Origin of the sequence: Borborobacter xinjiangensis (assembly GCF_047739745.1) — a bacterium.
GTDB lineage: Bacteria > Pseudomonadota > Alphaproteobacteria > Rhizobiales > Rhizobiaceae > Pseudaminobacter.
The window spans coordinates 400,789-423,018 of the sequence record NZ_JBLLVA010000003.1; the positions used below are offsets into that span (position 1 = coordinate 400,789).

The following is a 22,230-nucleotide window of genomic DNA, read 5'->3' on the forward strand; positions in this document are numbered from 1 at the left end:
GGAAGCGAAAGCTTTTGTTAAGCTTAATTACGCGGGCTTCGCCTTTCTTGCCTCTCGCGATACGCTATCCTGCGGCCCTGGATCGAACACTCGGCCGATCTCGTCAATGCGAATTTGGCGGAGCTTTATCTGTTTCAGCCCGGCCGGCATTTTGCTGAAATCACGAAACGGATCTTCGGGATTTTTGTGCCGATCGTCCAGCTTGCCAGCTTCTTTATGCCCATCGAACCATATTTGTTTGTTTTGACCGAATTTTCGAACGCGCGCGATTACGCGACGACCACCATCATCATAAGCCACCATATCGTTCTGCTGGAGGCTGAGCACCTTGCGAGCATTGTGGTGTTCGGCCCGCATTCTGGGTTCCCAGCCTGGCTGATGCGCATCAAACATCGAAACCACCTCGGCGTCCCACCTTCCGTCTCGAAGTTCCCAGACATCATACCGATAGTTCGAGCCGCCCTTGTAACCTTTATAGACTTCACCATTTTTGTCGCGGATGGGAATAACCGCCAAGCCTTCCACGACGCGAACACGGCGAATTCCACGAAATTTCCGGTCGGTTTTGCGGAAATGGTCGAGGGCAGCGGTGAAATCCCGGCCATTCAAACCAGCCGTTGCGGTGTAAAGGCTTTCGCGCAACTCCGCGTCGCGGATGCTGTGAATCTCCTTATCGGTCAGTGACAGGAACGGTTTGCGCCGCACCACGATCGGATTGCCCTTGTCATCTATCTCGCCGGTGATGCCATAGGCGGTGTCGTTGTGAAGCTGGCCGGCAGTGCGCCCCCGCTCTCCGGCCTTCGGCAAGGTTCCATGATCGGGCTTGTGGCTGACGACGATCCTTTCGACGACCGCCTTGAGGTCTTCACGAAATCCCGGCCAGGGCTCCTGAATTTTGGTGATTGTCTCCTCCAGCGGGGCGGCTTCCCGCGATGCAGCCTCGGTGGCGATCTTCTGTAACAGGCTGCGGGTGGTGACGCCGACGACTGCCGCGTCGATGGCGTGGTGTCGATGGTCCTTGCGGTTTTTCGCCTGATCCGTGCCGGCGAAATTATGATCTGGCAGGATGGAGTTCAGCCCCCATTTGCGGCGCAGCAGCTCGGTCATGCGGCCGGGAACGACCCGCACATGCCGACGCCTGGCCAGGACGCCATTGCCATCGGCCTCTGCGCCTGGATAGAGCGCATCGAGATATTCATGCGCCAGCCGCGAAAGATATTGCGTATCGGTCAACTGACGGGCGAGGAATTCCTCGTCGTCCTTATATTTTTCCATGGCGTCACGGGCAAAACGCCAGCGCTTGTTGCGCGGCAAGCGGTTGGCGCGTTCGAGAATGGCGTCATAATCCGCTTCCCATTCCCGCACCTCCGCCGGCGCGCAGTTGCCCTTCACGCGGTTGGCGTCGGCCATGCAAAGAATGCGGTTGGACTGGCTGTCGTCCAGCGTTCGCGACCACGGCAGGATGTGGTCGACATCGACCTCGTTCGAGAAAAGCATGCGGATGCCGATCGGCCGGCCGGTATAGATGCAGACGCGATCCTCGGGACTGGCGGGATTGAGTTCTTCCCAGAGCTTCAGCAGGTTGCGGTTGTAGCCATTGTCCTTCTGGCCGAGTTCGCGCAGCTTGTCGGAGCGCTTTATGGCGGCGCGCGTGTTCTCGCCAATCTTGCGGTTCACCTCATCCTTCTGCTTGTCGTTGAGCTTGAGTTCCCGCCCGAGTTCAAGCGCAATCTGGTCAGGCTTTCCATATCGGCGGATAAGCCCATTCACCACCCGACGGAGCTGGTTCAGCGCGATGTGAACGGTGGGATTGGTGATGCGTCCTCTACGGACATCATAGGGGTCGTCCGCCTCGCCGGTGCCAGGCGGTATGCGTCGCTCAAGTATTTCCTGATATTTAGACAGCCTATCAAAACCTTCGTCGTCGGTGCGGGCCAACGCGTGATCGTAGCCGGCCCGGCGAGCCGCTTCCGCCTCCGGAATAACCTCGACCTTCAACTCTTCCAGCATGGAAGCCAGCGCCGTCGGCCCAAGCCGCCCGTAGCCATCGGGCAAATGCATTGCCGCCACCGTCTCGGCTGCGTCGTCTGAAAGGCCATAGACCGAAACCAGCCATTCATGCAGCGCCAGCGGGTCTTCCTGCTCGCGCAATTGCTCGATGACGGCCCATTGTTCATCCATGGAGAAGCTCGACCAGCGATTGCCGAAAGCCTTGTTGTCCGACAGTGCCGCATTGACCTCATCGCCCATCATATCAGTGCGATTGTCAGTTTCCTTGTTGAACCGCATATCACGCGGCAGCTTCAGGACCTTGCGCAACATAGCAAAGGTAGCCTTTCGCTGACCGCGCAACTTGAGGACCAAGGCATCGCGCTCATCGAACGTCAGCTTGCGTTGCGACTGGTCCGGCAGGACGATTTCCAGCTCATTGACTTCCTTGTACAGGCGGAATGCCTGGAACAGCGGATGCGCCTTGGCCAGCCGCGTTTCGGCCGGATTGAAACTGCATTTGCCGATGACGGCCGGCTTCAACGGCCGCTGATAAAACATCACCGTGAAAAGATGCGCGCGGCGATCCTCCGTCAGGGTTTCGGGATAATATTCCTGCTGCTTTTGCCAGATGGCATCGAATTCCTCCTCCAGCAATTTGCGGACCGGATAGAAGTCATAGACGGTCTTGGCCGGCGACTTGTTCTGCTCGTCCCCCTCGTCGCCGAACGCACCGGCACGCACCCGCACCCATTCGCCAGCGGCACGGCGCATAGCGAGGAACTGGCCAAGCGTTCTGGCGCCGGCCTCATCCATCTTTTGGCGCAGGCGATTGGCGCCAAGCTCGATGGCACCCTTCTCGTTCGAACGCCTGTCCGCCTTGCGATTCGACTTGAAGCCGCGCCGCTGGTTGAGGTGGAAAAAAGCGCGGCCGATATGAAAAAGCGGCAGCTTTTCATCGAGCCCCCGAGCGCGCAGATTATAGACGTCGGCCAAGACGCGATCGATAACAGCATCGGGGCTGCGGTCGCTCGTTTCGGCCAGCAGCGCCTTGCGGTCAGCCGGATCGGCCGGCATCAGCCCATATTCCACCAGCGTGCGGATAACCGCTTTGCGCCTGCGCTTGTAGCGGTCGCGTCGTTTCGCCATGCCGCGCGCGACGCGCCTCCCTTCCGCCAGTGAATTTCCCGACTTCGGCTCGCGACCATCCGAGAAGATGCGGACCCCCGCATCGCTGATCTTGTTCGGCTGCCCTTGCGCATCCAACCCCAGAACGCACCAGCCGATGGAGTTGGTGCCTATGTCAAATGCGAAGGAATATGCCGCCATAATTCCGCCCCCCTAACCCAACCGTGAGTTGATGTCAGAACGTAGATGCTTGTCAATCTTAAGCTTGCGCGTAAATTTGGTTGACAATCAACTATACTTGGATAAGTTGCCGTTACTGCTCAGCAGTTCAGAAAACGCGGTCTGGCTGTTAACAAGCTTCGACAGCACCAAATAAGGCCCTCGCCACGGCGGGGGCTTTTTGCTGCAGCCGTGAGTAGTATCCTTGAGCGGTAGGTAAAGTGGCGGGCGAAGAGATCAGGCAGAAGCGCCGTCATTTGGCACCGCAGACGCACCGCCAACCACATCCAGCGGCTGGACGACAAACGCGCCTTGCGCCTCGCCGAGATAGGTTTCGACGCCGTAGACGCCGCGAAGCACTTCCTGCGTGAGCACCTGCCTCGGCGGCCCGTCCATGACGATCATGCCCTTGTCGATCAAAATCAGCCGCGTGCACCAGCGGGCGGCAAGGCCGAGATCGTGCATCGACGCGATGACCGCCCTACCCTCGCCGGCCAACCCTGAGAACGTCCGCATCAGGGCGATCTGATGCGAGGGGTCGAGGCCGGCCGCCGGCTCGTCTGCAAGCAGCAGAGGCGCGTCCTGGGCGAGCGCCCGCGCGATCAGCACACGCGCCTTCTCGCCGCCGGAAAGCTGCGTCGCGGGTCTATCCCGAAACGCCTCGACCTCCATCCGGCGCATCGCCTGTTCGATGATAACCTTGTCCTCATGCGTCAGCGCGGCGAAGGCCGGTCGATGCGGAGCACGGCCCAGCGAAACCAGCATTTCGACCGAAACCGGCCAGGCAATCTCGCGCTCCTGCGGCAGATAGGCGAGATGGCGCGCCCGTTCCATTGCGCTCATCGTGGTGGAATCGCCGCCACCGATTGCAACACGTCCTTGGCTCGGCACCAGACCGAGGATGGCGCGCAGCAGCGTCGATTTTCCAGCGCCGTTCGGGCCGATCAACCCGACGAACTCGCCCGCGGCGACCTCGAACGTCAGACCGTGCAGCACCTCCTTGCCGCCCAACGAAACATGCAGGTCCGATCCCGAAAGCAAGGTCACAGCATGCTCCTGCGGGTGCGATAAACCAGCCAGAGGAAGAAGGGAGCACCGACGATCGCCGTCAGCACGCCGAGCTTCAGGTCGCGGTCGGGCGCGATCACGCGCACCAGAATGTCGGCCGCCAGAAGCACGCATGCGCCGCCAAGCGCGCTGACCGGAAGCAGCCGAGATGGCCGCGCGCCGACCAGCGGGCGCAGGATATGCGGAACGACAAGCCCGACAAAGCCGATCGCGCCGGCAACAGCCGTCGCCGCGCCGACTGAGGCGGCGGTGCCGAAAACCGCCAGAAACTGCACCCGGCGCATCTCCACTCCCATGCTTGCGGCAGCGTCCGAGCCGAGCGTCAGCGCATCGAGAGAGCGGCCGAGCCCCGCAAGCATGAGGCAGCCGACCAGCATGAAAGGACCAGCCAGCCAGACATGGATCATCGAACGGTCGGTCAACGAGCCGAGCATCCAGAACATGATTTCGAGCGCCGCGAATGGATTAGGCGACAGGTTGAGCGCCAGCGAGGTCATGGCGCCGGCAAAGCTGGTGACCGCGACCCCGGCAAGGATGATCGTCAGCGCCCCGCCGCGTATGCCCGCCATCGCCTGGACGACGAGGACAGCGACCACCGCTCCAGCCAGGGCCGCAAGCGGCAGACCGAGCGGGAAGGCGGCCGAGAGGCCGGTATAGATTGCAAGCACGGCGCCGAGCGAAGCCGACGCGCTGATGCCGAGCAGGCCAGGCTCGGCCAGTGGGTTGCGCAGATAGCCTTGCAGCACCGCGCCTGAAAGGCCGAGCGTGGCGCCGATCATCAGACCGAGGATGGCGCGCGGCAGGCGAATCTCCTGCATGATCAGGGCGATTCCGTCGCGTTTGGCGGAGAAAAGTGCGGCAATGCTGTCGCCAAAGGCGATGCCGGCCGGCCCCACCGTCAGCGACAGGATGAAAAGCGCCACTGTGGCTAAACCAAGCACCGAGGCGACCAGCCTATAGAGCGAACGGTCCCTCATTTGACGTTGCCGATCGGCATCGACGCCGCCTCCTGAAGGATGCGCGCCGCCTCAAGCGTAAAAGGTCCGCCGCAGATCATATTGGGTACCGGCACATTGACGGTCCGCTCTTGCGCGCCAAGCGCCAGATAGGCGGGATGCGTAAAATTTTCCTGCGCCAGCGCCGGCGCGCCATAGTCCCGGTTGCTTGCGGCGATCAGGTCGGGATCGGCCATTATCAGCAGTTCCATCGGCAGCCTTACCGTTCCCGCGACGCCGAGTTTCTCGGCGATATTGGTGAGCCCGGCGGCGCGAAAAATGGCATCCGTCAGCGTGCCGGTGCCGGACGTATAGCTGTTGGCCTCGTAAAGCGCGATAGTGCGCGGAGGAACCTTGGCGTCCCGCAGTCCGGCAAGCCCACCGTCCAGGTCCGCCACCAGCTCGGCGGCTCTTATCTCGCGATGCAGCAGCCTGCCGACGCGGGTCAAATTCTCGCGCACATCCTCAAAGGATCTTGCCGGCGCGAATTCCTCGACGCGAAATCCGAGCCTCCGCAAGAGATCGATCGTCGGCCGCGACGAAAATGTTCCGGCAAGAACCAGGTCGGGCTGCATCAGGAAGATTTCTTCGGCCTGACTGTGATTGATCACGTAGCGCTGCGCCTCAGCCGCCATTGCCGAGGTGCCCGAATCGCGGGCGAGAAACGACACGGAATGAAGTTGCCCCTCGCCGGCAATCAGCATCGCCAACTGATCGGTGCAGACATTCAACGATACGACACGGCGCGGCGCGGGCTCCGCCATGGCAGACGCTGCCAGAAACAGGCCGGCCAGCGCCGCGAGGAGAAGGCTTGTTCCGGATCGTTCAATGAAACGCATAGTGGCGTCGGCAATCGCTAGAAGGTTCGCGAGAAACTCAGATTGAACGTACGTCCGGGCGAGCGGTAGCCGTTCGATGTCGAATACTGCTCGTCAAAGACATTCTCGACCGCAAACTTCAGCTCGGACTGCTCATCGAAGGCATAGGATGCCAGGACATCGACGGTCGTATAGGCTGGCAGCTTGATCGTATTGTCCTCGTCCGCAAAGCGGCTGCTTACATATAGCAGCCCGGCCGTCAGATCGAGCTTGTCGGTCGCCTTGAACGAAAGCTCGGCGGATGCCTTGAAGCGGTTCTGGTAGGGAATATCCAGGCCGCTGTCGCGATTTTTCGGCTCGCGAATATCGACCGAGGCCCTGCCGCGCCAGCGATTGTCGAAGCGATGCTCGAGAGCGGCTTCGAAGCCCGTAATCATGACGTTCTCGATATTCGACGGTAGCCAAGTGCCCGGAAACACCTCGCTCCAGTTGATCTGGTCCCTTATGCTGGTCCGGTAAAGCGCCAGATCGAGGCTGGTCGAATCTGTCGGCCGCCAGTTCAGGCCCACTTCATAGGAGCGCGATTTTTCCGGCCTGAGGTCGGGATTTCCCATGAACGGATAATAGAGCTCGTTGAAGGTCGGTGCCCGAAAGCCGGTGGCGAACGAGGAGCGCGCCACCAGACCCGGCACGAATTCATAGCTGGCGCCGATATTGTAGGTCGTCGCGCCGCCAAACTGTTCGTTGTGATCGTAGCGAATTCCCGAATCGATCGTCAGCGCCTCGTATTCGAGCGAATGCTGGCCGAACACCGCCGCAAGATCTCGCGCCGTGGCATCGTAGGGAAGACCGAAAACCGAGCTGCCAGAGATCGTTTCGCGGTATGCCTCGACACCGCCGCTAAAGACGTGCCGGCTGTTGTCAAGCTCCAGTGACTTTTGCGTCGATGCAAATATGCCGTAGCGGAGTGTATCGAAGTCGTCGCCGGCAATATCACCACGGAAGTTCGAGGACTTGTCCACTGCCGAAGTCAGTTCGACGGTGGAAGACCAGCTATCGGAATGATCAAGGCGACCGCCAAGCCTGCCGGCAAATGTATCGGTGTCGGATTCGTTGGGATCGGGAAATGGCCGATCATACTGGTTGCGCCCGCGCGCATAGAGTCCATCGGTATAGATGCGACCCCAATCGAAATCCTTGGACAGTGAGAAATTGCCAGATCCGGTGAGAAACCCATCGTCGTCCTTCTCATGCGAGAAACTGGACGGCAGCGTGAACTCGTAGCCGCGCGTTCCCAGGAGACTGCCGCCGAAGGCGTAGTTGGTGCCGTCCTCGGTCTGGCCACTGACATTGCCGGAAACATAACCACCCCAGGGATGCATCACGCCCGTGCTCACCGTCGTGCACATCGCGTTGCCATTGGCGCAGGTGCCGCCCTGCTTGGTGATGATGTTGACGATGCCGCCAATAGCGTCGGCGCCATACTGGGCTGAATGCCCGCCCTTGGCGATCTCGATACGTTCGATCGAGCTCAGGGGGATGCTGGCGATGGCTGTCGTGCCGATCGTCGCCGAGCTTGCCCGCACACCGTTTACAAGCACCAATGTCTGCGTTGAAGTCGTTCCGCGCAGCGAAATGCTGGACTCCGATCCGAGCCCGCCATTGGTTCGGATGGAAACACCCGGGTAGGATTTCAGCAGCGTCGGCAGGTCGAGCGCGCCCGATTGCTCGATCTCCTTTTCGTCGATGACAGTCACCGACGATGTGCTCCTGGCCAGCGTCGATTCGCGCCGCAGCGGCGTTGTAACCGTGATCTGCTCGAGCTTGATGACGCCGTCTGCGTCCTGCGCGCCAGCCGCGCCTTGAAAAGCCAGGACAGCGCCGATTGCGGCAAATGCGGAAAAGCCCGCGCGGAAAATAGTCGTAGACATTCAGCCCTCCGTTCCGGCCGGCAAAGCGATAATCTGCTTCACAGGCACAATCAGAACCGCGGACCGGAAGGATTTGTCAGGGCAAGAACCCATCAGCCATCCGGGCGCGCGGCAACACTTTTTCAAATGTCACCGCCACGGACGACCGCGCCGGAACACCCCTCGTGTTCGGGCATGGGTGACTGGAAAGGCAGGTCTCCTGACTTCCGTGTCATTGCGTTTCTTCCGCCTTCCCGGTCGCGCCATGCGCTCTCAGTGGCTTTTTGGAAGAAGGCTCAACGGCTACAGTTGCGGGGGCAGTTGCGGAATGGCCGATATCACGGCGTCACCGCATTCCCTTTTCATCCGCCCGAAGGCGAAACCAGTTCCGGGCGGGAAGCTAGCCGCGGAAAGACGAAGCGTCAATTGCGCTTTCGGCTTCATCACCACAGTAGTGATTCGACGGGTTCGAATATCGTGTTAGGGTCAGGTGCGGGCGTTCATGTCCGGAGGGAGACAAAATGCCCGAGCAATTCCTCGATCATCGTCTCGAATGCCCCTACTGCCACACCATTCGTTTGCGCATTCCATCGACCGTGAGGCCGGAAACCTTCATTTCCTGCGAGGATTGCGGGAAATATCTCGGCACCTGGGACGAGTTGCAGAGCGATTTCGAACGGCAGGGCGGACAGAACGGAATTTTCAAGCTCGACAAGGGTCGCATCAGGCGTGTTGATTAGCGGCGCCCGGCACGCTACCCAAACATGACGATCAGAGGACGACCAATGGATTCGGTGGAGAAGTTCGCGCTCTCGATAATGCTTGTCTTCGGGGCGCTGATAATCGGCGGCCTCATGGCAATCGGTATCATGTGGAGCGACAAGCCGGGTTTCCTGTTCGCGCTCGCCGCCGCCATCGTCGTGTGGATATCGGCATTCGCCGTGCTGTTCGGCAAGCCGAAGATCTATGGCGTGCTGCTCGTGCTCGCCGGTTTCCTGGTTGCGGCCTCAATTACCGCCGTGGTGACCTAGGGTCCTTCTTACGCGGCCCTCACCATCACCTCGCCTATGATCACCAGGTTGCGCCCGCGTCGCTTGGCCTCGTAAAGACGGGCATCGGCCGCGCGCATCAGTTCGGGCACTGTCCCATCGGGTGGACAATGCGTTCCGCCGATGCTGACGGTGAGGCGAACGACCGCGTCATCCACCGGCGCGAAATGAATCTGCTCGACTTCGCTGCGGATACGCTCGGCAACGCTTGCGGCCTCCTCGTCCGAGGCACCTACGAGGATTGCGCCGAATTCCTCGCCGCCAATGCGTCCCAGTATGTCGCTGGAGCGCACGCCGCGCGAAATCGCCGCCGCGATCTTCTGCAAGGCGTCGTCTCCCGTTAGGTGACCGAAATTATCGTTGATTCGCTTGAAATGATCGGCATCGATGATCAGCAGCGCGCCACGGTCCGCCTTGCGCCGCGAACCATCCAGCGCGGCAAAGAAAGCCTCGCGATTGAGCATGCCGGTCATGTCATCACGCTGCGCCTTTTCGGCCAAGCGCCTATGGGCGGCGGCAAGCTGCGCATGGACCCGGGCAAGGTCGCGATGGGCCTGCTTCAGCCGATCGCTCTGCCAGAAGGTGAAGGCGCTGGCCGGCCAAGCGGTCGCGAGAGGGCAAATAATGCACATCAGCCACGCATTGCCGTCAACCACCCCTCCGAGCGCGGGAACGATGGTGATCACCAGCAGTAGGGACCCGGCAACCGCCCCGAACGCCACCAGCCCGGACCTTACAAATATGCTTTTCATCGACAGCTTCCGATTTCGAAAGCCCATGACAGCAAAGCGTTAAAGGTCTCCTTTCAGGCATGCATAAGATTTGATCTTTTCCGGCTTCGGGCCCGAGCGTGGCAAAGCGCTCATGGCCATCGATGCGTCAGTCGTGTCATAAGGACTGTCATGACCCAGTCTCCGAAATCCGCCCGATTCGCCCATGTCACCGATTGGGTGTTCGACCTCGACAACACGCTCTATCCGCATCACACCAATCTGTTTTCGCAGATCGATGTGAAGATGACCGCCTATGTGTCGGAGCTTCTGCAATTGCCGCGCGATGAGGCGCGCAAGCTGCAGAAAGAGCTCTACCTGGAATACGGGACGACGCTGAGCGGGCTGATGCAGCGCCACAATATCGATCCCGACGACTTTCTCAATAAAGTCCACAACATCGACTATTCGTGGCTGGTCCCCGATCCCGCGCTCGGCGAGGCGATAAAGGCGCTGCCGGGGCGCAAGTTCATCTTCACCAACGGGGACCGGGGCCATGCCGAGCGCACCGCGCGCCAACTCGGAATTCTCGATCATTTCGACGACATCTTCGACATCGTCGCGGCGGGCCTGACGCCGAAGCCGGCGCCGGAGACCTACGACAAGTTCATCGCGCTCCACCGCATCGCCGGCCCCAATGCGGTGATGTTCGAGGATCTGGCGCGCAACCTGATCGTTCCCAAGGCGCTCGGCATGCAGACGGTTCTGATCGTACCCAAGAACTTCGAGCCGACATTTTCCGAAATCTGGGAACGCGACCCGTCCTATGACGATGCCGTGGACTTCGTCACCGACGATCTGGCGACGTTTCTCGGCACGATAACGCCAAGCGCCGCGTGACGGACCCGGAGGGCTTCCGCGTCAGAACTGGTAGAATTCGCGGATGATCTTCCAGGCTTCGTCGGCGGTATCGACGAACTCGATGATGTCCTGATCGCCTGGCGTGATGGTGCCCTGCTCGGCCAGGAAATCGAGATCGATCGCCCGCTCCCAGAACGCCTTGCCGAAAAGAACGATAGGAACCCGCTCCATGCGGCCGGTCTGGATCAGCGTCAGGGTTTCGAAGAACTCGTCCATCGTGCCGAAGCCGCCGGGAAACACCGCCACCGCCTTGGCGCGCATGACGAAATGCATCTTCCTGATGGCGAAGTAGTGGAAATTGAAGCAGAGTTCCGGCGTCACATAGGCGTTCGGCGCCTGCTCATGCGGCAGAACGATGTTGAGGCCGATCGACGGCGCGCCGACATCGGCCGCACCGCGATTTCCCGCCTCCATGACGCCCGGCCCGCCGCCCGTAACCACCACATATTCGCGATAGCGCGAGGTGGCGGAATGGCGTGAGCAGAGTTGCGCGAATTTGCGCGCCTCGTCGTAATATTTGCTGTTTTTCTCAAGGTTCTTGCGCTGCGTCTCGTCCTTGGCGGCCCAGGCCTCGCCGCCCGGTTCAGGTATGCGCGCCCCGCCGAACAGAATTACGGTCGAACGAATGCCGCGTTCGGCCAGCACCATTTCAGGTTTCAGCAACTCCAGTTGAAGCCTGACCGCCCGCAACTCGCGCCTTGTCATGAAGTCCGAGTCGTTCCAGGCAAGCCTGTATGTGGCGGCACGCGTCTGTGGGGTGTCGGGGACGCTCTTTACCCGTTCCAGGTCCTCGTCGGAGTGGGGTAGCGGTGTCCACCCCTCCTTTTCCATCGGATTCATGTCGTTCTCAAAACCCCCGTCAAAAATTCCACACCCCAGCACCGTCCCGGGACACTGGCGTGATTGACCGCTTCTATGCCCTGACATAGGGTCCGCGCGATCTTGGAACAGCCGACAGCCCAACGCCAGTCGACCATATTGTTAGGTCCCGACCCTAAAAGACGCCCCTTAACAGCACGTGTAGCGGAGAAACTTCATGCCCAAAGCCGACCTTGCGAATCTTGAAGCGACCATAGAGAAGGCGTTCGAGGAGCGCGAGACCATCACCACCGATACGCGCGGAGAAAGGCGCGAAGCCATCGAGACCGCGCTGAGCCTGCTCGACCGCGGCGTCGCCCGCGTAGCCGAGCGCCAGCCCGATGGTGTGTGGAAGGTCAACCAATGGCTGAAGAAGGCCGTTCTGCTCTCCTTCCGGCTCAATCCGATGGAAGTCGTCAAGGGCGGGCCGGGCGATTCGATCTGGTGGGACAAGGTGCCGTCGAAGTTCGCCGGCTGGAGTGCGGTCGATTTCGAGAAGGCCGGCTTTCGCGCCGTGCCCTCCTGCGTGGTGCGCCGCTCGGCCTACATCGCGCCGAATGCGGTTCTGATGCCGTCCTTCGTCAATCTCGGCGCCTATGTCGATTCCGGAACCATGGTCGACACCTGGGCCTCGGTCGGCTCCTGCGCCCAGATCGGCAAGAACGTGCATCTGTCCGGCGGCGTCGGTATCGGCGGCGTTCTGGAACCGATGCAGGCCGGCCCGACCATCATCGAGGACAATTGCTTCATCGGCGCTCGCTCCGAGGTGGTGGAGGGCTGCATCGTACGCGAAGGCTCGGTGCTCGGCATGGGCGTCTTCATCGGCAAGTCGACCAAGATCGTCGACCGCGCCACCGGCGAGATCACCTATGGCGAGGTGCCGGCCAATTCGGTCGTCGTCGCAGGCTCATTGACCGGCAAGCCGCTCCCCAATGGTGAGCCCGGCCCCAGCCTCTACTGCGCCGTGATCGTCAAGCGCGTCGACGCGCAGACCCGTTCCAAGACGTCGATCAACGAGCTTCTGCGGGACTGATCGACCCCGCGTCGCATGACAGGAAACGCACGAAATTGCCTGACAAAAACCAGTTTCTCTGGCTCTTCTTCAGCTTCGCCGGTCGCATCAACCGGGCGGTGTACATACTGACGTTTCTATTCATGCTGGCGGTCGTGTCGTTTCCGCTCTACCAGTTCATGCGCGTGCCGGAGGAAAGTCCGGCCGCGCAGACCTGGTCGGTGGTGTTCGGCGTAACATTCGCCATCTTCCTCTGGGTGCATATCTCATCCAGCGTGAAGCGCCTGCACGACATGGGAAAGCCCGGCATCATCGCGGTTTCGCTCTTCATTCCGATTGTTTCGTTCATCGCCTTCCTGGCGCTCTGCGTCTTTCCGGGCGAGCCCGGACCCAATCGGTACGCAAGGCAGACCAACGCGGCGAAATAGGCGGTCAGCGTTCCAATTCATCGATCAGATCGGCCAGCTCGGCTATATGCGCCAGGCGCCGGAAGCGCGGCGCCTCGGCCGGTTCCTCGACATGTTCGAGGACCCAGGTGAGATCGTGCGGAACATAGACGCCCCAGCTTCCGGCCTCGATGGCCGGAACGATGTCCGATTTCAGCGAATTGCCGACCATCATCGCCCGGTGCGGCCCGTCGCCGTGACGGGCGAAGATGCGCTCATAGGTGGCGGCGTTCTTGTCGCTGACGATCTCGACCGCATCGAACAATTCGCCGAGCCCTGACTGCGCCAGCTTGCGCTCCTGATCGAACAGGTCGCCCTTGGTGATCAGGATCAGTCGATAGGCTCCCGCCAGTTCCTCCAGCGTCTCGCGCACGTTCGGCAGCGTTTCGACCGGATGCGAGAGCATGTCGCGTCCGGCTGCGAGAATTTCGCCGATCACGCGCGCCGGTACCCGGCCTCCGCTCAGCTCCAACGCGGTTTCGATCATCGACAGGGTGAAACCTTTGATGCCGAAGCCATAGACCGCCAGGTTGCGCTTTTCCGCTTCAAGCAGGCGGGCGTGAATGTCGCTGCCCTCGGCATATTCGGCTAGCAACGAAGCAAAATGCGTTTCCGTCACGCGGAAGAACTGCTCGTTCTGCCAAAGTGTGTCGTCGGCGTCGAAGCCGATGGTGGAGAGCGGCAAGCTTCGGGAAGGCATTTTCCAGTCCTGTCATGAACGGAGAGAACGGCAGTCTATTGCCAACAGACAGTCGTTCCAATCCGCGTTGATGGACCAAATGCCAATGGCTTATGCGCCGTGACAGCGCTGGCGGTTTGAAGTATCTGCGTTTGCATGAGCTTGCCTAAAGACCCTGCCGAAAACCTCGCCGCCCTGATCCGCTGTCCATCGGTGACTCCCGCCGAAGGTGGCGCGCTGACGGCGCTCGAAGCAATGCTTGCGCCGCTCGGCTTTGCCGTCGAACGCCCCGTTTTTTCGGAAAACGGCACCCCCGACATCGAGAATCTCTACGCACGCCTGTCCGGCAATGGCCCGCATCTGATGTTTGCCGGCCACACCGATGTCGTGCCGGTCGGCGATGAGACGGCATGGAGCCAAGCGCCGTTTTCCGCCGCCGTCCATGATGGGGAAATGTACGGCCGCGGCGCCGTCGACATGAAGGGCGGCATCGCCTGTTTCGTCGCCGCGCTTGCCCGCCATATCGAATCACGCGGCAAGCCGAAAGGCTCGGTGTCGCTGCTGATCACCGGTGACGAGGAAGGACCGGCGATCAATGGCACCGTCAAGCTGCTCGATTGGGCGGTCGGCCGCGGCGAAGCCTGGGATGCGGCAATCGTCGGCGAGCCGACCAATCCGGACCTGCTCGGCGACATGATCAAGATCGGACGGCGTGGCTCCATTTCCGGCCTCGTCACCGTCCACGGCCGGCAGGGCCACGTCGCCTATCCCCACCTTGCCGACAACCCGGTGCGAGGGCTGATGACGCTGCTCGACGCGCTGATGAGCCCGGCTTTCGACGACGGAACGGAAAACTTTCAGCCGAGCAATCTTGAAATCACCTCGATCGATGTCGGCAATGCGGCAACCAATGTCATCGCCGCAAAGGCGACCGCAGCCTTCAACATACGCTTCAACGATACATGGACTGCGGAAACCATCCAGGCTGAAGTCCACAATCGGCTGGATATCGCCAGCGGCCGGCGGAAATACCGCAAAGGGCGCAAGGAACCGGTCGAATTCGAGGTCACCTGGCGCGACCGGCCGAGCCATGTATTCCTCACCCGCGACGACAAGCTGATCGAGACGTTGAGCGCATCGGTGAAGGCGGTTACCGGCAGGCAACCGGCGCTGTCGACTTCCGGCGGTACCTCGGACGCGCGCTTCATCAAGGACTACTGCCCGGTGGTCGAATTCGGCCTGGTCGGCAAGACCATGCATATGGTCGACGAGCGGGTCGCGCTCGACGATCTGGAAATGCTGACCAATATCTACACACGGTTCATCGAGGACTGGTTCGAACAGGGCTGACATATGCCACCTTCCGAGGACATCCAGAGATATCTGGTCGGCGCATGGCGGCTGATGACCGGCCGGCGCGACGGCATCGCCATGCTCGATCTTTCCGCCGATGGCTTCTGGAACTCCTTCTTCGCCATCGTGGTGGCGCTGCCGGCGCTGATCGTCGGCTGGGTGGGAACCGCCAACGAACTCGGTGCGGATCCGGCCGCTTCGGCGAGCCGCTTCTCCTATCTCCTGCGCCTCGCCCTCATCGATCTCGGCTCTTGGATATTGCCGCTGGTCGCGCTCGCTTTCGCCGCCCCGCTTGCCGGCCTGCGCGACCGTTTCGTCCACTATGTCGTGGCCACCAACTGGGCGTCGGCAATCCTGTCATGGGTGATGTTGCCGGCCGCGCTTTTGCGGATGGTCACCTCGTCAGGGTCGGACTTGGTCATCGTGCTGTCGCTGGCGCTGTTTGCACTTTCCATGGCCCTGACCTGGCGGCTGACTAATGCAGTGATCGATCGCGGACCGGCAATGGGCACCGCAGTCTTCGCCGGCATGTTCATTGCGTCGGTCGTCGTGCTCCTGGTGCTGCAAGCAGCATTCGGCATCTACATTCCCGCGTAGTCGACTCCCGTCAGGTAGAGTCCGCAAGCGGGCGCGACGGAGCCGCAAGCCGCACGGTTCCTGGCTTCCAGCGCGGCCTTCACGTCGCTCGGCCTCCAGGCGCCCTCGCCGACACGCTTGATGGTGCCGACCATCGAGCGCACCTGATTGTGCAGGAAGGATCGCGCGGCGGCGTGGATTTCGATCTCATCACCGACCCGCCGAACATCGAAACGGTCGAGCGTTCTGACGGGGCTGGACGCCTGGCATTGGCCGGAGCGGAAGGTCGAGAAATCATGCCGGCCAAGCAGAAGCTGCGCCGCCTCATCCATGGCATCCGCGTCGAGCTTCTTCTGCACCACCCACACCCGGTTTCTCTCCAGCGCGGCAGGCGCGCGGCGATTGAGGATACGGTAAAGATAGCGCCGGCCGATGGCCGAGAACCTCGCATCGAAATCGTCCGCCACGGCGCGGGCGGCAAGGATCGCCACCGCCTCCCCGGCCATTTGCAGATGTGCGTTGAGCGCATCGCGAACCGTGTCATCGCGCCAGGTCTTCAGGAGATCCACATGCGCGACCTGGCCCGTTGCGTGCACGCCGGCATCGGTGCGCCCTGCCCCGCGCAACGTCACCTCTTCGCCGCAGAAATCCCTGATCGCCCGCTCGATCACGCCCTGAATCGTCGCCGGCCCATCCTGCCGCTGCCAACCGGCATAAACGGTTCCGTCATATTCGATGTCGAGGCGGTAGCGCGGCATTGCCCGGCTCAGAGCGCCAGGAAGGCGCGGGCATAGACCAGCAGGCCGGTCGTCGGTGCTTCGCCCCAGGCCAGCGCCTGCAGCGCCTCGCCTTGATAGTCGCTTTCAAAGCCCGCCGCCTGCGCGTGGGCGTAGCCGAAACGGCCGTAATAGGCTGGATCGCCGAGCACCACCGAAAGCCTTTCTCCGTCAGCCTTCAGCCGCGCATGGGCGGTTTCGACCAGCGCGCTGCCTATGCCCTGACTATGAAAATCAGGATCGACCGCCAGCGGCGCCAGCGCCACGGCTTCAAATCTTGCGTCGCCTGCCTCGATCCCCAGCCGGGAAAACAGCACATGGCCGACGATGCTCCCGTCACGCTCCGCCACCAGTTCCAGAACCGTGTCGCCATCGGCTACCAACTGCTCGACCAAGTCGGCTTCGAAGACCTGCCCGAAGGCCCGCTCCTCGACACGGCGGATGCCCGCCCGATCGGAAGCCTCTGCCTGCCTGATTGTCACGCCGTTCATGCGAGCTTCATGCCTTTGCCAAGTTTTGCGCCGCGCAGGAATTCATCCGTGCCAACCGGCTTGCCGCCCGCCCGCTGCACTTCCAGCAATCTGATCGCGCCCTCGCCGCAAGCGACGGTCAGACGATCGTCCAGGATTTCGCCAGGCAAACCCCTGCCATCCGCGCGTGTCGAACGCAGCAGTTTGAGCCGCTCGGGTTTGCCCGCCGATGTCATTTCGCACCAGACGCCGGGGAATGGCGACAGGCCACGAATGTGGTTGTGAACCTCGCGCGCCGGCCGCGACCAGTCGATGCGCGTTTCGGCCTTGTCGATCTTCCTCGCATAGACGACGCCTTCCGCTGCTTGCGCAACAAGCGGCAGATCGCCGCTTTCCAGCCTTCCCATCGCCGTGACCATCAGTTCCGCGCCAGTCTTCATCAGGCGGTCATGCAATTCGCCGGCGGTCATGTCAGGCTCGATGCTGACGCGGGCGGTCATTGCCACCGGCCCGGTATCCAGTCCCTCGTCCATCTTCATCACCATCATGCCGGTTTCCTCGTCGCCGGCCATGATGGCGCGCTGGATGGGAGCCGCGCCGCGCCAGCGCGGCAGCAGCGAGGCATGGCCGTTGTAGCAGCCGAACCGCGTACCTTCGAGGATCGGCCTCGGCAGCAGCAGGCCATAGGCGACGACCACAGCGACATCGGCCTCAAGGCGCCTGAATGCCTCCTGCTCGGCCGAACCTTTCAACGAGACCGGTGAACGCACCTCGATGCCCAGCCGCTCTGCCTCGCGCTGTACCGGCGACGGCGTCAGTTCCAGCCCCCGCCGGCCGGCGGGGCGCGGCGGCTGCGTGTAAACGCAGGCAATCTCGTGCCCGGCTTCGGCCAGGGCGCGAAGCGTCGGCACGGAAAATTCCGGCGTCCCCATGAAAATGATGCGAAGGGGCATCCGCCCCTACCCGACCAATCGGCTCGGCTGGCGGTCTCTGGCGAGTTTCTTGAATTTCTTGACCACCATGTCGCGCTTCAGCCTGGATATATGATCGATGAAAAGCACGCCGTTGAGGTGGTCGATCTCATGCTGCAGGCAGGTTGCCATTACGCCGTCGGCGGTGATTTCCTGTTCCTTGCCCTCGCGATCGAGGAACCGGACGCGCACCGAGGCCGGCCGCTCCACCTCCGCATAATAGTCTGGAATGGAGAGACAGCCCTCCTCGTAGACGGACCGCTCGTCGGAGCTGTGCACGATCTCCGGATTGATGAAGACCTGCGGCGCCCGCTCCTCGCCTTCCTTGGCGATGTCGATGACCAGCATGCGCAGCGGCTCGCCAACCTGAATAGCGGCCAGGCCTATGCCCGGCGCATCGTACATCGTCTCCAGCATGTCGTCGGCCAGCTTGCGCAACGGCTCGTCGACGCGCTCCAGCGGCTTGGACACCTGGCGCAACAAGGGATCGGGAAGAATAATGAGCGGCTTGATGGTCATTCGCTTCACCTAAGACTTCCCTTAAAACCCGTCAACCATCTTGGCTCTGTCGATGTTCCTGTTTTGATCTGTCCTTGGCGCCCGAATCACGTATTGTGCGGCAATGAACGATCCGCTTTCCGAACCGGTCCTGCGCCTTGGCGCCTCAACCCTCACATTCGGCCAGTTGCTCGCCCTCGGCGCCGCATTGGTGCTGGCGGTGTTCGTCGTGCTCATCGTCGCGCTATGGCGCTCCTCCAAGGCGCGGGCGGTCGCAGCGATCGAGGCGGCCGAACATGCGCGGGACGCAGAGGCCCGCATGGCCTCGATCCTTCAGTCGCAGGCGGAAATGCAGGGTCGAATGGGCGCCATCGCCGAGGTCTTCGGATCGCGGCAGGCCGAACTCACCCAATCGATCGGCCAGCGCCTCGACGCGATGACCGGCAGGCTCGGCCAGACCATGACCGAGCAGACGAAATCGACGCATGAGAGCCTTGCCAAACTTCAGGAGCGGCTTGCCGTCATCGACACCGCGCAAGGCAACATCCAGTCGCTCGCCGGCCAGGTGGTGCAATTGCAGGCGATCCTCTCCAACAAGCAGACGCGCGGCGCTTTCGGCCAGTCGCGCATGGAAGCAATCGTCGCCGACGGCCTGCCGCACGGCTCATATGCCTTCCAGGCGACGCTCTCCAATGGCAACAGGCCGGATTGCCTGGTGAAGATGCCGAACGACTCTCCCTCGCTGGTCATTGATGCCAAGTTTCCGTTGGAGGCCTGGAATGCGATTCGCGCCGCCGAAGGACCCGATGCGCAGAAGCTTGCGGCTCAGGCCTTTCGCCGCGACGTCGAAATCCACATCAGGGACATTTCCGAGAAATACCTGATCAACGGCGAAACGCAGGACACGGCCTTCATGTTCGTGCCCTCCGAATCGGTGTTCAGCGAGATCCACGAGAATTTCGAGCAACTCGTACACCGCGCTCACCGTGCCCGCGTGGTCATCGTCTCGCCCTCGCTGCTGATGCTCTCGATCCAGGTCATCCAGGCGATCCTGAAGGATGCGCGCATGCGCGAACAGGCGCATTTGATCCAGGGCGAGGTGATCCGATTGATGGAGGACGTTTCGCGCCTCGACGAGCGGGTGCGCAAACTGCAAACGCATTTCGGCCAGGCGTCCAAGGATATCGATGACATTCTGGTCTCGTCGACCAAGGTGACCAAGCGCGGCGCCAAGATCGAATCGCTGGAATTCGGCACGAGCCGTCCCGACGAGCCGGCATCGGGCACTGCCACCCTTCCCGCCGGGCGCGCGGCCGAGTCCAAGACCGGCCAGTTGCGGCTGCGGGTGGTGGAAGAGCGGGAGCATTGAAGCCAGCGCTCCACCATCCCTGAACATTTGATCACCGCACGACTACAGGGGAAGCGTGAGGAGCGTTAACCGCCTCCGCTTTCGGCTCTTGCTCTTGTCACGATCTGTTGGTTCACTCCCTCTGCCCGAAGCGCGATATGTGCTTTGGGCAAGCAAGGGACGCTCTGCCGATTTGAGTTTGCGCGTGGTCTTTCAAAGCCGATGTCGGCTTAGGAAACATGCGTCGGCAGCAAGGGAGCACGCCATGGCCAAGGGACAGTTGCGCAGTAACAAGGAACCGCGAAAGCCGAAGAAGGACGCCAAGAAGCCGGCAGCCGAGCCGGCACTCAAGGCGCCGGCGGTTCAAGCGATAAGGCTGAAGGACAAGAGCAAATAGGCCCAACATGAAACGGATACGTTCCGGTCCTTGCCGGAACGTATCTTCAAACACTCATCGCGCGTTGTTCGGAACGCAGCCGCGGCCATAGCGCGAAGCGCCAGGCCGGTTTGCGATCTGAATTACGCAGAGTACCGAATTAGAGCGGCCTCGGTGGCGGCATCCGGCCACCGCGAGCCTTGCGGGCCGCATAGCGTGCGTCACGCTTGGCCTTGCGCGCTGCCTCGTCGGCGAGCAGGCGGGAGATGCGCTCCATCTCCTCGGCTTCCTTGGCCTTTGCCTCGGCAGCGGCAGCCTCTTCGGCGGCGATGCGTGCAGCTTCTTCCGCCGCTTCGCGCTCGGCTCTTTCGATCGCCTCGCGTGCCAGACGTTCCTGCCTCAGTCTTTCCTTCTCGGCATTGCGCCTTTCGCGCGCCTCGAGAATTGCCTGGCGTTCGGCTCTGCGGGCCAGCACCGCCGGATCGTCGTCGGCCGGTCTTGCCTTGAACCGCTCCAGCATGGCTCTTTTTGCTTCATTTGCGGCGTTGCGCCGTTCGAATATGTCTTGTTCCTTGTAGAGTGCCAATGTTCGCCTTCAATCCTAGTCGTCAGTTCGCGAAGTCTGTCGTCGCCTTGCGAGGCTTACATACGCGGGAAACTTGAGAGTTCAAGCGCCAATTCGGAATGCCTGCCATGTAATCGGTAGATGTTGCCGTAGGGGAACGGTTTGGCTGCCCCAAATCTTGGAAACACCGTTCACGATCGGGTCCCTGGCGATCAGGCCGACGCGTCGTTATCTGAAGCGCAAAGTCATGCGTCCAATCGGGTGCAAAAAGACGCTCCTTTTGTGAACTCAATCCAAGCTTCGCGTCATTCGAAAGCGACTTCCAACTTTCGGACCGACGCGCTGGCGCAATCGAGGACAATCCGATGGAAATCGGTCTTTATACTTTCGCCGATGTCAGCCTTGAGCGCGGGCCGGACGCCGTCACCCCGCATCAGCGGCTCCGCAATCTCGTCGAGGAGATCGAATTGGCCGACCAGGTGGGCCTCGACGTTTTCGGGCTTGGCGAGCATCATCGCCCCGACTATGCGGCTTCCGCGCCGGCAGTGGCGCTCGCGGCCGCGGCCGAGCGCACCAAACGCATAAGGCTTACCAGCGCCGTAACCGTTTTGTCCTCGGACGACCCGGTGCGGGTTTTCCAGCAATTCGCGACGCTCGACCTGCTGTCGGGCGGCCGCGCCGAAATCATGGCGGGGCGCGGCTCATTCATCGAATCCTTCCCGCTTTTCGGCTATGACCTGGAGGATTACGACCGGCTGTTTGCGGAAAAGCTCGACCTGCTGTTGAAGCTGCGGGACAGCGAGCGCGTGACCTGGTCGGGCGAGATGCGCGCGCCGATCCATGATCGCGGCGTCTATCCGCGCCCGTTGCAGGAAAAGCTGCCGGTCTGGATCGCCGTTGGCGGCACTCCAGCATCGGTCGCGCGCGCCGGCGTGCTCGGCCTGCCGTTGGCGCTCGCCATCATTGGCGGTGAACCGGCCCGCTTCGCACCGTTGTTCGACCTTTACCGGGAGGCGGCCTCACGCGCCGGCAACGATCCGGCCAGGCTCGCCACCAGCATCAATGTGCACGGTTTTGTCGGAGAAACGGCCGAACAGGCGGCCGACGACTTTTATCTGCCGCAGGCGGAGGTGATGAACCGCATCGGCCGCGAACGCGGCTGGGGGCCGACCAGCCGCGCGCATTTCGACCAGTCACGCGGGCCGCGCGGCGCACTGTTCGTCGGCAATCCCGAACAGGTGGCCGAAAAGATCATCGCCAGCCATGCCTTGTTCAAGAACGACCGCTTCCTCCTGCAGATGGCGATCGGCACCGTGCCGCACGCCAAGCTGATGAAGGCGATCGAGTTGTTCGGCACGAAGGTCGCGCCGATCGTGCGAAAGGAAATCGGCGCCAAAGTAACTGCTCCAGCCGGCTAGAGCCTTTCAGGTTTACGGAAGCGTAACCGGCGTTTGCGATGTAGTTTGCGCATTCGGCGGGTTCGATGGTTGCGACG

23 protein-coding genes and 1 riboswitch are annotated in these 22,230 nt (G+C 61.7%); of the genes, 10 read left to right on the forward strand and 13 right to left on the reverse strand.

Features of this window, described 5'->3' with window-relative positions:
• Window positions 1-27: 27 nt before the first annotated feature.
• The 5 genes from cas9 to ACLKMW_RS06535 all read right to left on the reverse strand — a co-directional run bounded on the left by cas9 (window position 28) and on the right by ACLKMW_RS06535 (window position 8,148).
• A complete protein-coding gene (gene cas9, locus ACLKMW_RS06515; protein ID WP_415723578.1) occupies window positions 28-3,318 on the reverse strand; it encodes a type II CRISPR RNA-guided endonuclease Cas9 in 3,291 nt (1,096 codons plus the stop codon).
• A 255-nt stretch (window positions 3,319-3,573) separates the two neighbouring features.
• Window positions 3,574-4,383, reverse strand: a complete 810-nt coding sequence (locus ACLKMW_RS06520; RefSeq protein ID WP_415723579.1) for an ABC transporter ATP-binding protein — start codon at window positions 4,381-4,383, stop codon at window positions 3,574-3,576.
• A complete protein-coding gene (locus ACLKMW_RS06525; protein ID WP_415723580.1) occupies window positions 4,380-5,381 on the reverse strand; it encodes a FecCD family ABC transporter permease in 1,002 nt (333 codons plus the stop codon). Before ACLKMW_RS06525 ends, ACLKMW_RS06520 begins: the two co-directional genes overlap by 4 nt.
• Window positions 5,378-6,238, reverse strand: a complete 861-nt coding sequence (locus tag ACLKMW_RS06530) for an ABC transporter substrate-binding protein (protein ID WP_415723581.1) — start codon at window positions 6,236-6,238, stop codon at window positions 5,378-5,380. Before ACLKMW_RS06530 ends, ACLKMW_RS06525 begins: the two co-directional genes overlap by 4 nt.
• A 17-nt stretch (window positions 6,239-6,255) precedes the next feature.
• Window positions 6,256-8,148, reverse strand: a complete 1,893-nt coding sequence (locus ACLKMW_RS06535; protein WP_415723582.1) for a TonB-dependent receptor domain-containing protein — start codon at window positions 8,146-8,148, stop codon at window positions 6,256-6,258.
• Between the two features lie 172 nt (window positions 8,149-8,320).
• Window positions 8,321-8,530, reverse strand: a riboswitch (cobalamin riboswitch).
• A 118-nt stretch (window positions 8,531-8,648) separates the two neighbouring features.
• Between ACLKMW_RS06535 and ACLKMW_RS06540 the strand changes: the two genes are divergently transcribed.
• Together ACLKMW_RS06540 and ACLKMW_RS06545 are read left to right on the forward strand one after the other, a co-directional pair.
• Window positions 8,649-8,867, forward strand: coding sequence for a hypothetical protein (locus ACLKMW_RS06540; RefSeq protein ID WP_415723583.1), 219 nt, complete (start codon window positions 8,649-8,651; stop codon window positions 8,865-8,867).
• 45 nt (window positions 8,868-8,912) lie between these two features.
• On the forward strand, window positions 8,913-9,158 hold the full coding sequence (locus ACLKMW_RS06545) for a hypothetical protein (RefSeq protein ID WP_415723584.1): 246 nt from the start codon (window positions 8,913-8,915) through the stop codon (window positions 9,156-9,158).
• An 8-nt stretch (window positions 9,159-9,166) separates the two neighbouring features.
• Here the strand turns inward: ACLKMW_RS06545 and ACLKMW_RS06550 are convergent, their stop codons facing one another.
• Entirely contained in the window at window positions 9,167-9,928 is a 762-nt protein-coding gene (locus tag ACLKMW_RS06550; RefSeq protein WP_415723585.1) for a GGDEF domain-containing protein, read from the reverse strand.
• Between the two features lie 150 nt (window positions 9,929-10,078).
• Between ACLKMW_RS06550 and ACLKMW_RS06555 the strand changes: the two genes are divergently transcribed.
• Window positions 10,079-10,786 carry a pyrimidine 5'-nucleotidase gene (locus ACLKMW_RS06555; protein WP_415723586.1) on the forward strand — a complete coding sequence of 236 codons (708 nt, stop codon included), beginning with the start codon at window positions 10,079-10,081 and terminating at the stop codon, window positions 10,784-10,786.
• Window positions 10,787-10,807: 21 nt separating this feature from the next.
• On the opposite strand, the gene ACLKMW_RS06560 is transcribed toward ACLKMW_RS06555, so the two are convergent.
• Window positions 10,808-11,647 carry an LOG family protein gene (locus ACLKMW_RS06560; protein ID WP_415723587.1) on the reverse strand — a complete coding sequence of 280 codons (840 nt, stop codon included), beginning with the start codon at window positions 11,645-11,647 and terminating at the stop codon, window positions 10,808-10,810.
• Between the two features lie 196 nt (window positions 11,648-11,843).
• Here ACLKMW_RS06560 and dapD point away from each other — a divergent pair, with 196 nt between their 5' ends.
• Together dapD and ACLKMW_RS06570 are read left to right on the forward strand one after the other, a co-directional pair.
• Window positions 11,844-12,698, forward strand: coding sequence for a 2,3,4,5-tetrahydropyridine-2,6-dicarboxylate N-succinyltransferase (dapD, locus tag ACLKMW_RS06565; RefSeq protein WP_415723588.1), 855 nt, complete (start codon window positions 11,844-11,846; stop codon window positions 12,696-12,698).
• A gap of 35 nt (window positions 12,699-12,733) precedes the next feature.
• A complete protein-coding gene (locus ACLKMW_RS06570) occupies window positions 12,734-13,105 on the forward strand; it encodes a DUF805 domain-containing protein (protein WP_415723589.1) in 372 nt (123 codons plus the stop codon).
• A gap of 4 nt (window positions 13,106-13,109) precedes the next feature.
• Here the strand turns inward: ACLKMW_RS06570 and ACLKMW_RS06575 are convergent, their stop codons facing one another.
• On the reverse strand, window positions 13,110-13,823 hold the full coding sequence (locus tag ACLKMW_RS06575) for an HAD family hydrolase (RefSeq protein ID WP_415723590.1): 714 nt from the start codon (window positions 13,821-13,823) through the stop codon (window positions 13,110-13,112).
• Between the two features lie 135 nt (window positions 13,824-13,958).
• Between ACLKMW_RS06575 and dapE the strand changes: the two genes are divergently transcribed.
• Window positions 13,959-15,152: a succinyl-diaminopimelate desuccinylase gene (dapE, locus tag ACLKMW_RS06580; protein WP_415723591.1), complete on the forward strand. Its 1,194-nt coding sequence runs from the start codon at window positions 13,959-13,961 to the stop codon at window positions 15,150-15,152.
• 3 nt (window positions 15,153-15,155) lie between these two features.
• The gene (locus ACLKMW_RS06585) at window positions 15,156-15,752 is read left to right on the forward strand and encodes a transporter (RefSeq protein ID WP_415723592.1); all 597 of its coding nucleotides are present in this window, start codon (window positions 15,156-15,158) and stop codon (window positions 15,750-15,752) included.
• Here ACLKMW_RS06585 and truA read toward each other — a convergent pair.
• From truA to def, 4 genes are read right to left on the reverse strand one after another with little or no spacing between them, the layout of a single operon-like run.
• Window positions 15,737-16,489, reverse strand: a complete 753-nt coding sequence (truA, locus tag ACLKMW_RS06590; RefSeq protein ID WP_415723593.1) for a tRNA pseudouridine(38-40) synthase TruA — start codon at window positions 16,487-16,489, stop codon at window positions 15,737-15,739. The two genes, ACLKMW_RS06585 and truA, sit on opposite strands and share 16 nt — an antisense overlap.
• Window positions 16,490-16,497: 8 nt before the next feature.
• Entirely contained in the window at window positions 16,498-16,998 is a 501-nt protein-coding gene (locus ACLKMW_RS06595) for a GNAT family N-acetyltransferase (protein WP_415723594.1), read from the reverse strand.
• The gene (fmt, locus tag ACLKMW_RS06600) at window positions 16,995-17,930 is read right to left on the reverse strand and encodes a methionyl-tRNA formyltransferase (protein ID WP_415723595.1); all 936 of its coding nucleotides are present in this window, start codon (window positions 17,928-17,930) and stop codon (window positions 16,995-16,997) included. The genes ACLKMW_RS06595 and fmt overlap by 4 nt, the downstream gene beginning before the upstream one ends.
• A gap of 6 nt (window positions 17,931-17,936) precedes the next feature.
• A complete protein-coding gene (gene def, locus ACLKMW_RS06605; protein WP_415723596.1) occupies window positions 17,937-18,467 on the reverse strand; it encodes a peptide deformylase in 531 nt (176 codons plus the stop codon).
• A 103-nt stretch (window positions 18,468-18,570) separates the two neighbouring features.
• On the opposite strand from def, the gene ACLKMW_RS06610 reads away from it, so the two are divergent.
• Both ACLKMW_RS06610 and ACLKMW_RS06615 read left to right on the forward strand, forming a co-directional pair.
• Complete coding sequence (locus ACLKMW_RS06610) at window positions 18,571-19,815, forward strand: DNA recombination protein RmuC (RefSeq protein WP_415723597.1); 1,245 nt, start codon at window positions 18,571-18,573, stop codon at window positions 19,813-19,815.
• Window positions 19,816-20,059: 244 nt separating this feature from the next.
• Complete coding sequence (locus ACLKMW_RS06615; RefSeq protein WP_415723598.1) at window positions 20,060-20,191, forward strand: hypothetical protein; 132 nt, start codon at window positions 20,060-20,062, stop codon at window positions 20,189-20,191.
• A 139-nt stretch (window positions 20,192-20,330) separates the two neighbouring features.
• On the opposite strand, the gene ACLKMW_RS06620 is transcribed toward ACLKMW_RS06615, so the two are convergent.
• Window positions 20,331-20,756, reverse strand: a complete 426-nt coding sequence (locus tag ACLKMW_RS06620) for a DUF6481 family protein (RefSeq protein WP_415723599.1) — start codon at window positions 20,754-20,756, stop codon at window positions 20,331-20,333.
• A gap of 344 nt (window positions 20,757-21,100) precedes the next feature.
• Here ACLKMW_RS06620 and ACLKMW_RS06625 point away from each other — a divergent pair, with 344 nt between their 5' ends.
• A complete protein-coding gene (locus ACLKMW_RS06625) occupies window positions 21,101-22,153 on the forward strand; it encodes an LLM class flavin-dependent oxidoreductase (protein ID WP_415723600.1) in 1,053 nt (350 codons plus the stop codon).
• The last annotated feature ends 77 nt before the right edge of the window (window positions 22,154-22,230 follow it).

Coding starts and splice junctions, on each gene's coding strand:
- def (WP_415723596.1), bottom strand. CDS start 18,467: ATGACCATCAAGCCGCTCATTATTCTTCCCGATCCCTTGTTGCGCCAG.
- dapD (WP_415723588.1), top strand. CDS start 11,844: ATGCCCAAAGCCGACCTTGCGAATCTTGAAGCGACCATAGAGAAGGCG.
- truA (WP_415723593.1), bottom strand. CDS start 16,489: ATGCCGCGCTACCGCCTCGACATCGAATATGACGGAACCGTTTATGCC.
- fmt (WP_415723595.1), bottom strand. CDS start 17,930: ATGCCCCTTCGCATCATTTTCATGGGGACGCCGGAATTTTCCGTGCCG.
- ACLKMW_RS06540 (WP_415723583.1), top strand. CDS start 8,649: ATGCCCGAGCAATTCCTCGATCATCGTCTCGAATGCCCCTACTGCCAC.
- ACLKMW_RS06595 (WP_415723594.1), bottom strand. CDS start 16,998: ATGAACGGCGTGACAATCAGGCAGGCAGAGGCTTCCGATCGGGCGGGC.
- ACLKMW_RS06535 (WP_415723582.1), bottom strand. CDS start 8,148: ATGTCTACGACTATTTTCCGCGCGGGCTTTTCCGCATTTGCCGCAATC.
- ACLKMW_RS06610 (WP_415723597.1), top strand. CDS start 18,571: ATGAACGATCCGCTTTCCGAACCGGTCCTGCGCCTTGGCGCCTCAACC.
- cas9 (WP_415723578.1), bottom strand. CDS start 3,318: ATGGCGGCATATTCCTTCGCATTTGACATAGGCACCAACTCCATCGGC.
- ACLKMW_RS06625 (WP_415723600.1), top strand. CDS start 21,101: ATGGAAATCGGTCTTTATACTTTCGCCGATGTCAGCCTTGAGCGCGGG.
- ACLKMW_RS06530 (WP_415723581.1), bottom strand. CDS start 6,238: ATGCGTTTCATTGAACGATCCGGAACAAGCCTTCTCCTCGCGGCGCTG.
- ACLKMW_RS06575 (WP_415723590.1), bottom strand. CDS start 13,823: ATGCCTTCCCGAAGCTTGCCGCTCTCCACCATCGGCTTCGACGCCGAC.
- ACLKMW_RS06555 (WP_415723586.1), top strand. CDS start 10,079: ATGACCCAGTCTCCGAAATCCGCCCGATTCGCCCATGTCACCGATTGG.
- ACLKMW_RS06525 (WP_415723580.1), bottom strand. CDS start 5,381: ATGAGGGACCGTTCGCTCTATAGGCTGGTCGCCTCGGTGCTTGGTTTA.
- dapE (WP_415723591.1), top strand. CDS start 13,959: ATGAGCTTGCCTAAAGACCCTGCCGAAAACCTCGCCGCCCTGATCCGC.
- ACLKMW_RS06585 (WP_415723592.1), top strand. CDS start 15,156: ATGCCACCTTCCGAGGACATCCAGAGATATCTGGTCGGCGCATGGCGG.
- ACLKMW_RS06545 (WP_415723584.1), top strand. CDS start 8,913: ATGGATTCGGTGGAGAAGTTCGCGCTCTCGATAATGCTTGTCTTCGGG.
- ACLKMW_RS06615 (WP_415723598.1), top strand. CDS start 20,060: ATGGCCAAGGGACAGTTGCGCAGTAACAAGGAACCGCGAAAGCCGAAG.
- ACLKMW_RS06560 (WP_415723587.1), bottom strand. CDS start 11,647: ATGAATCCGATGGAAAAGGAGGGGTGGACACCGCTACCCCACTCCGAC.
- ACLKMW_RS06550 (WP_415723585.1), bottom strand. CDS start 9,928: ATGAAAAGCATATTTGTAAGGTCCGGGCTGGTGGCGTTCGGGGCGGTT.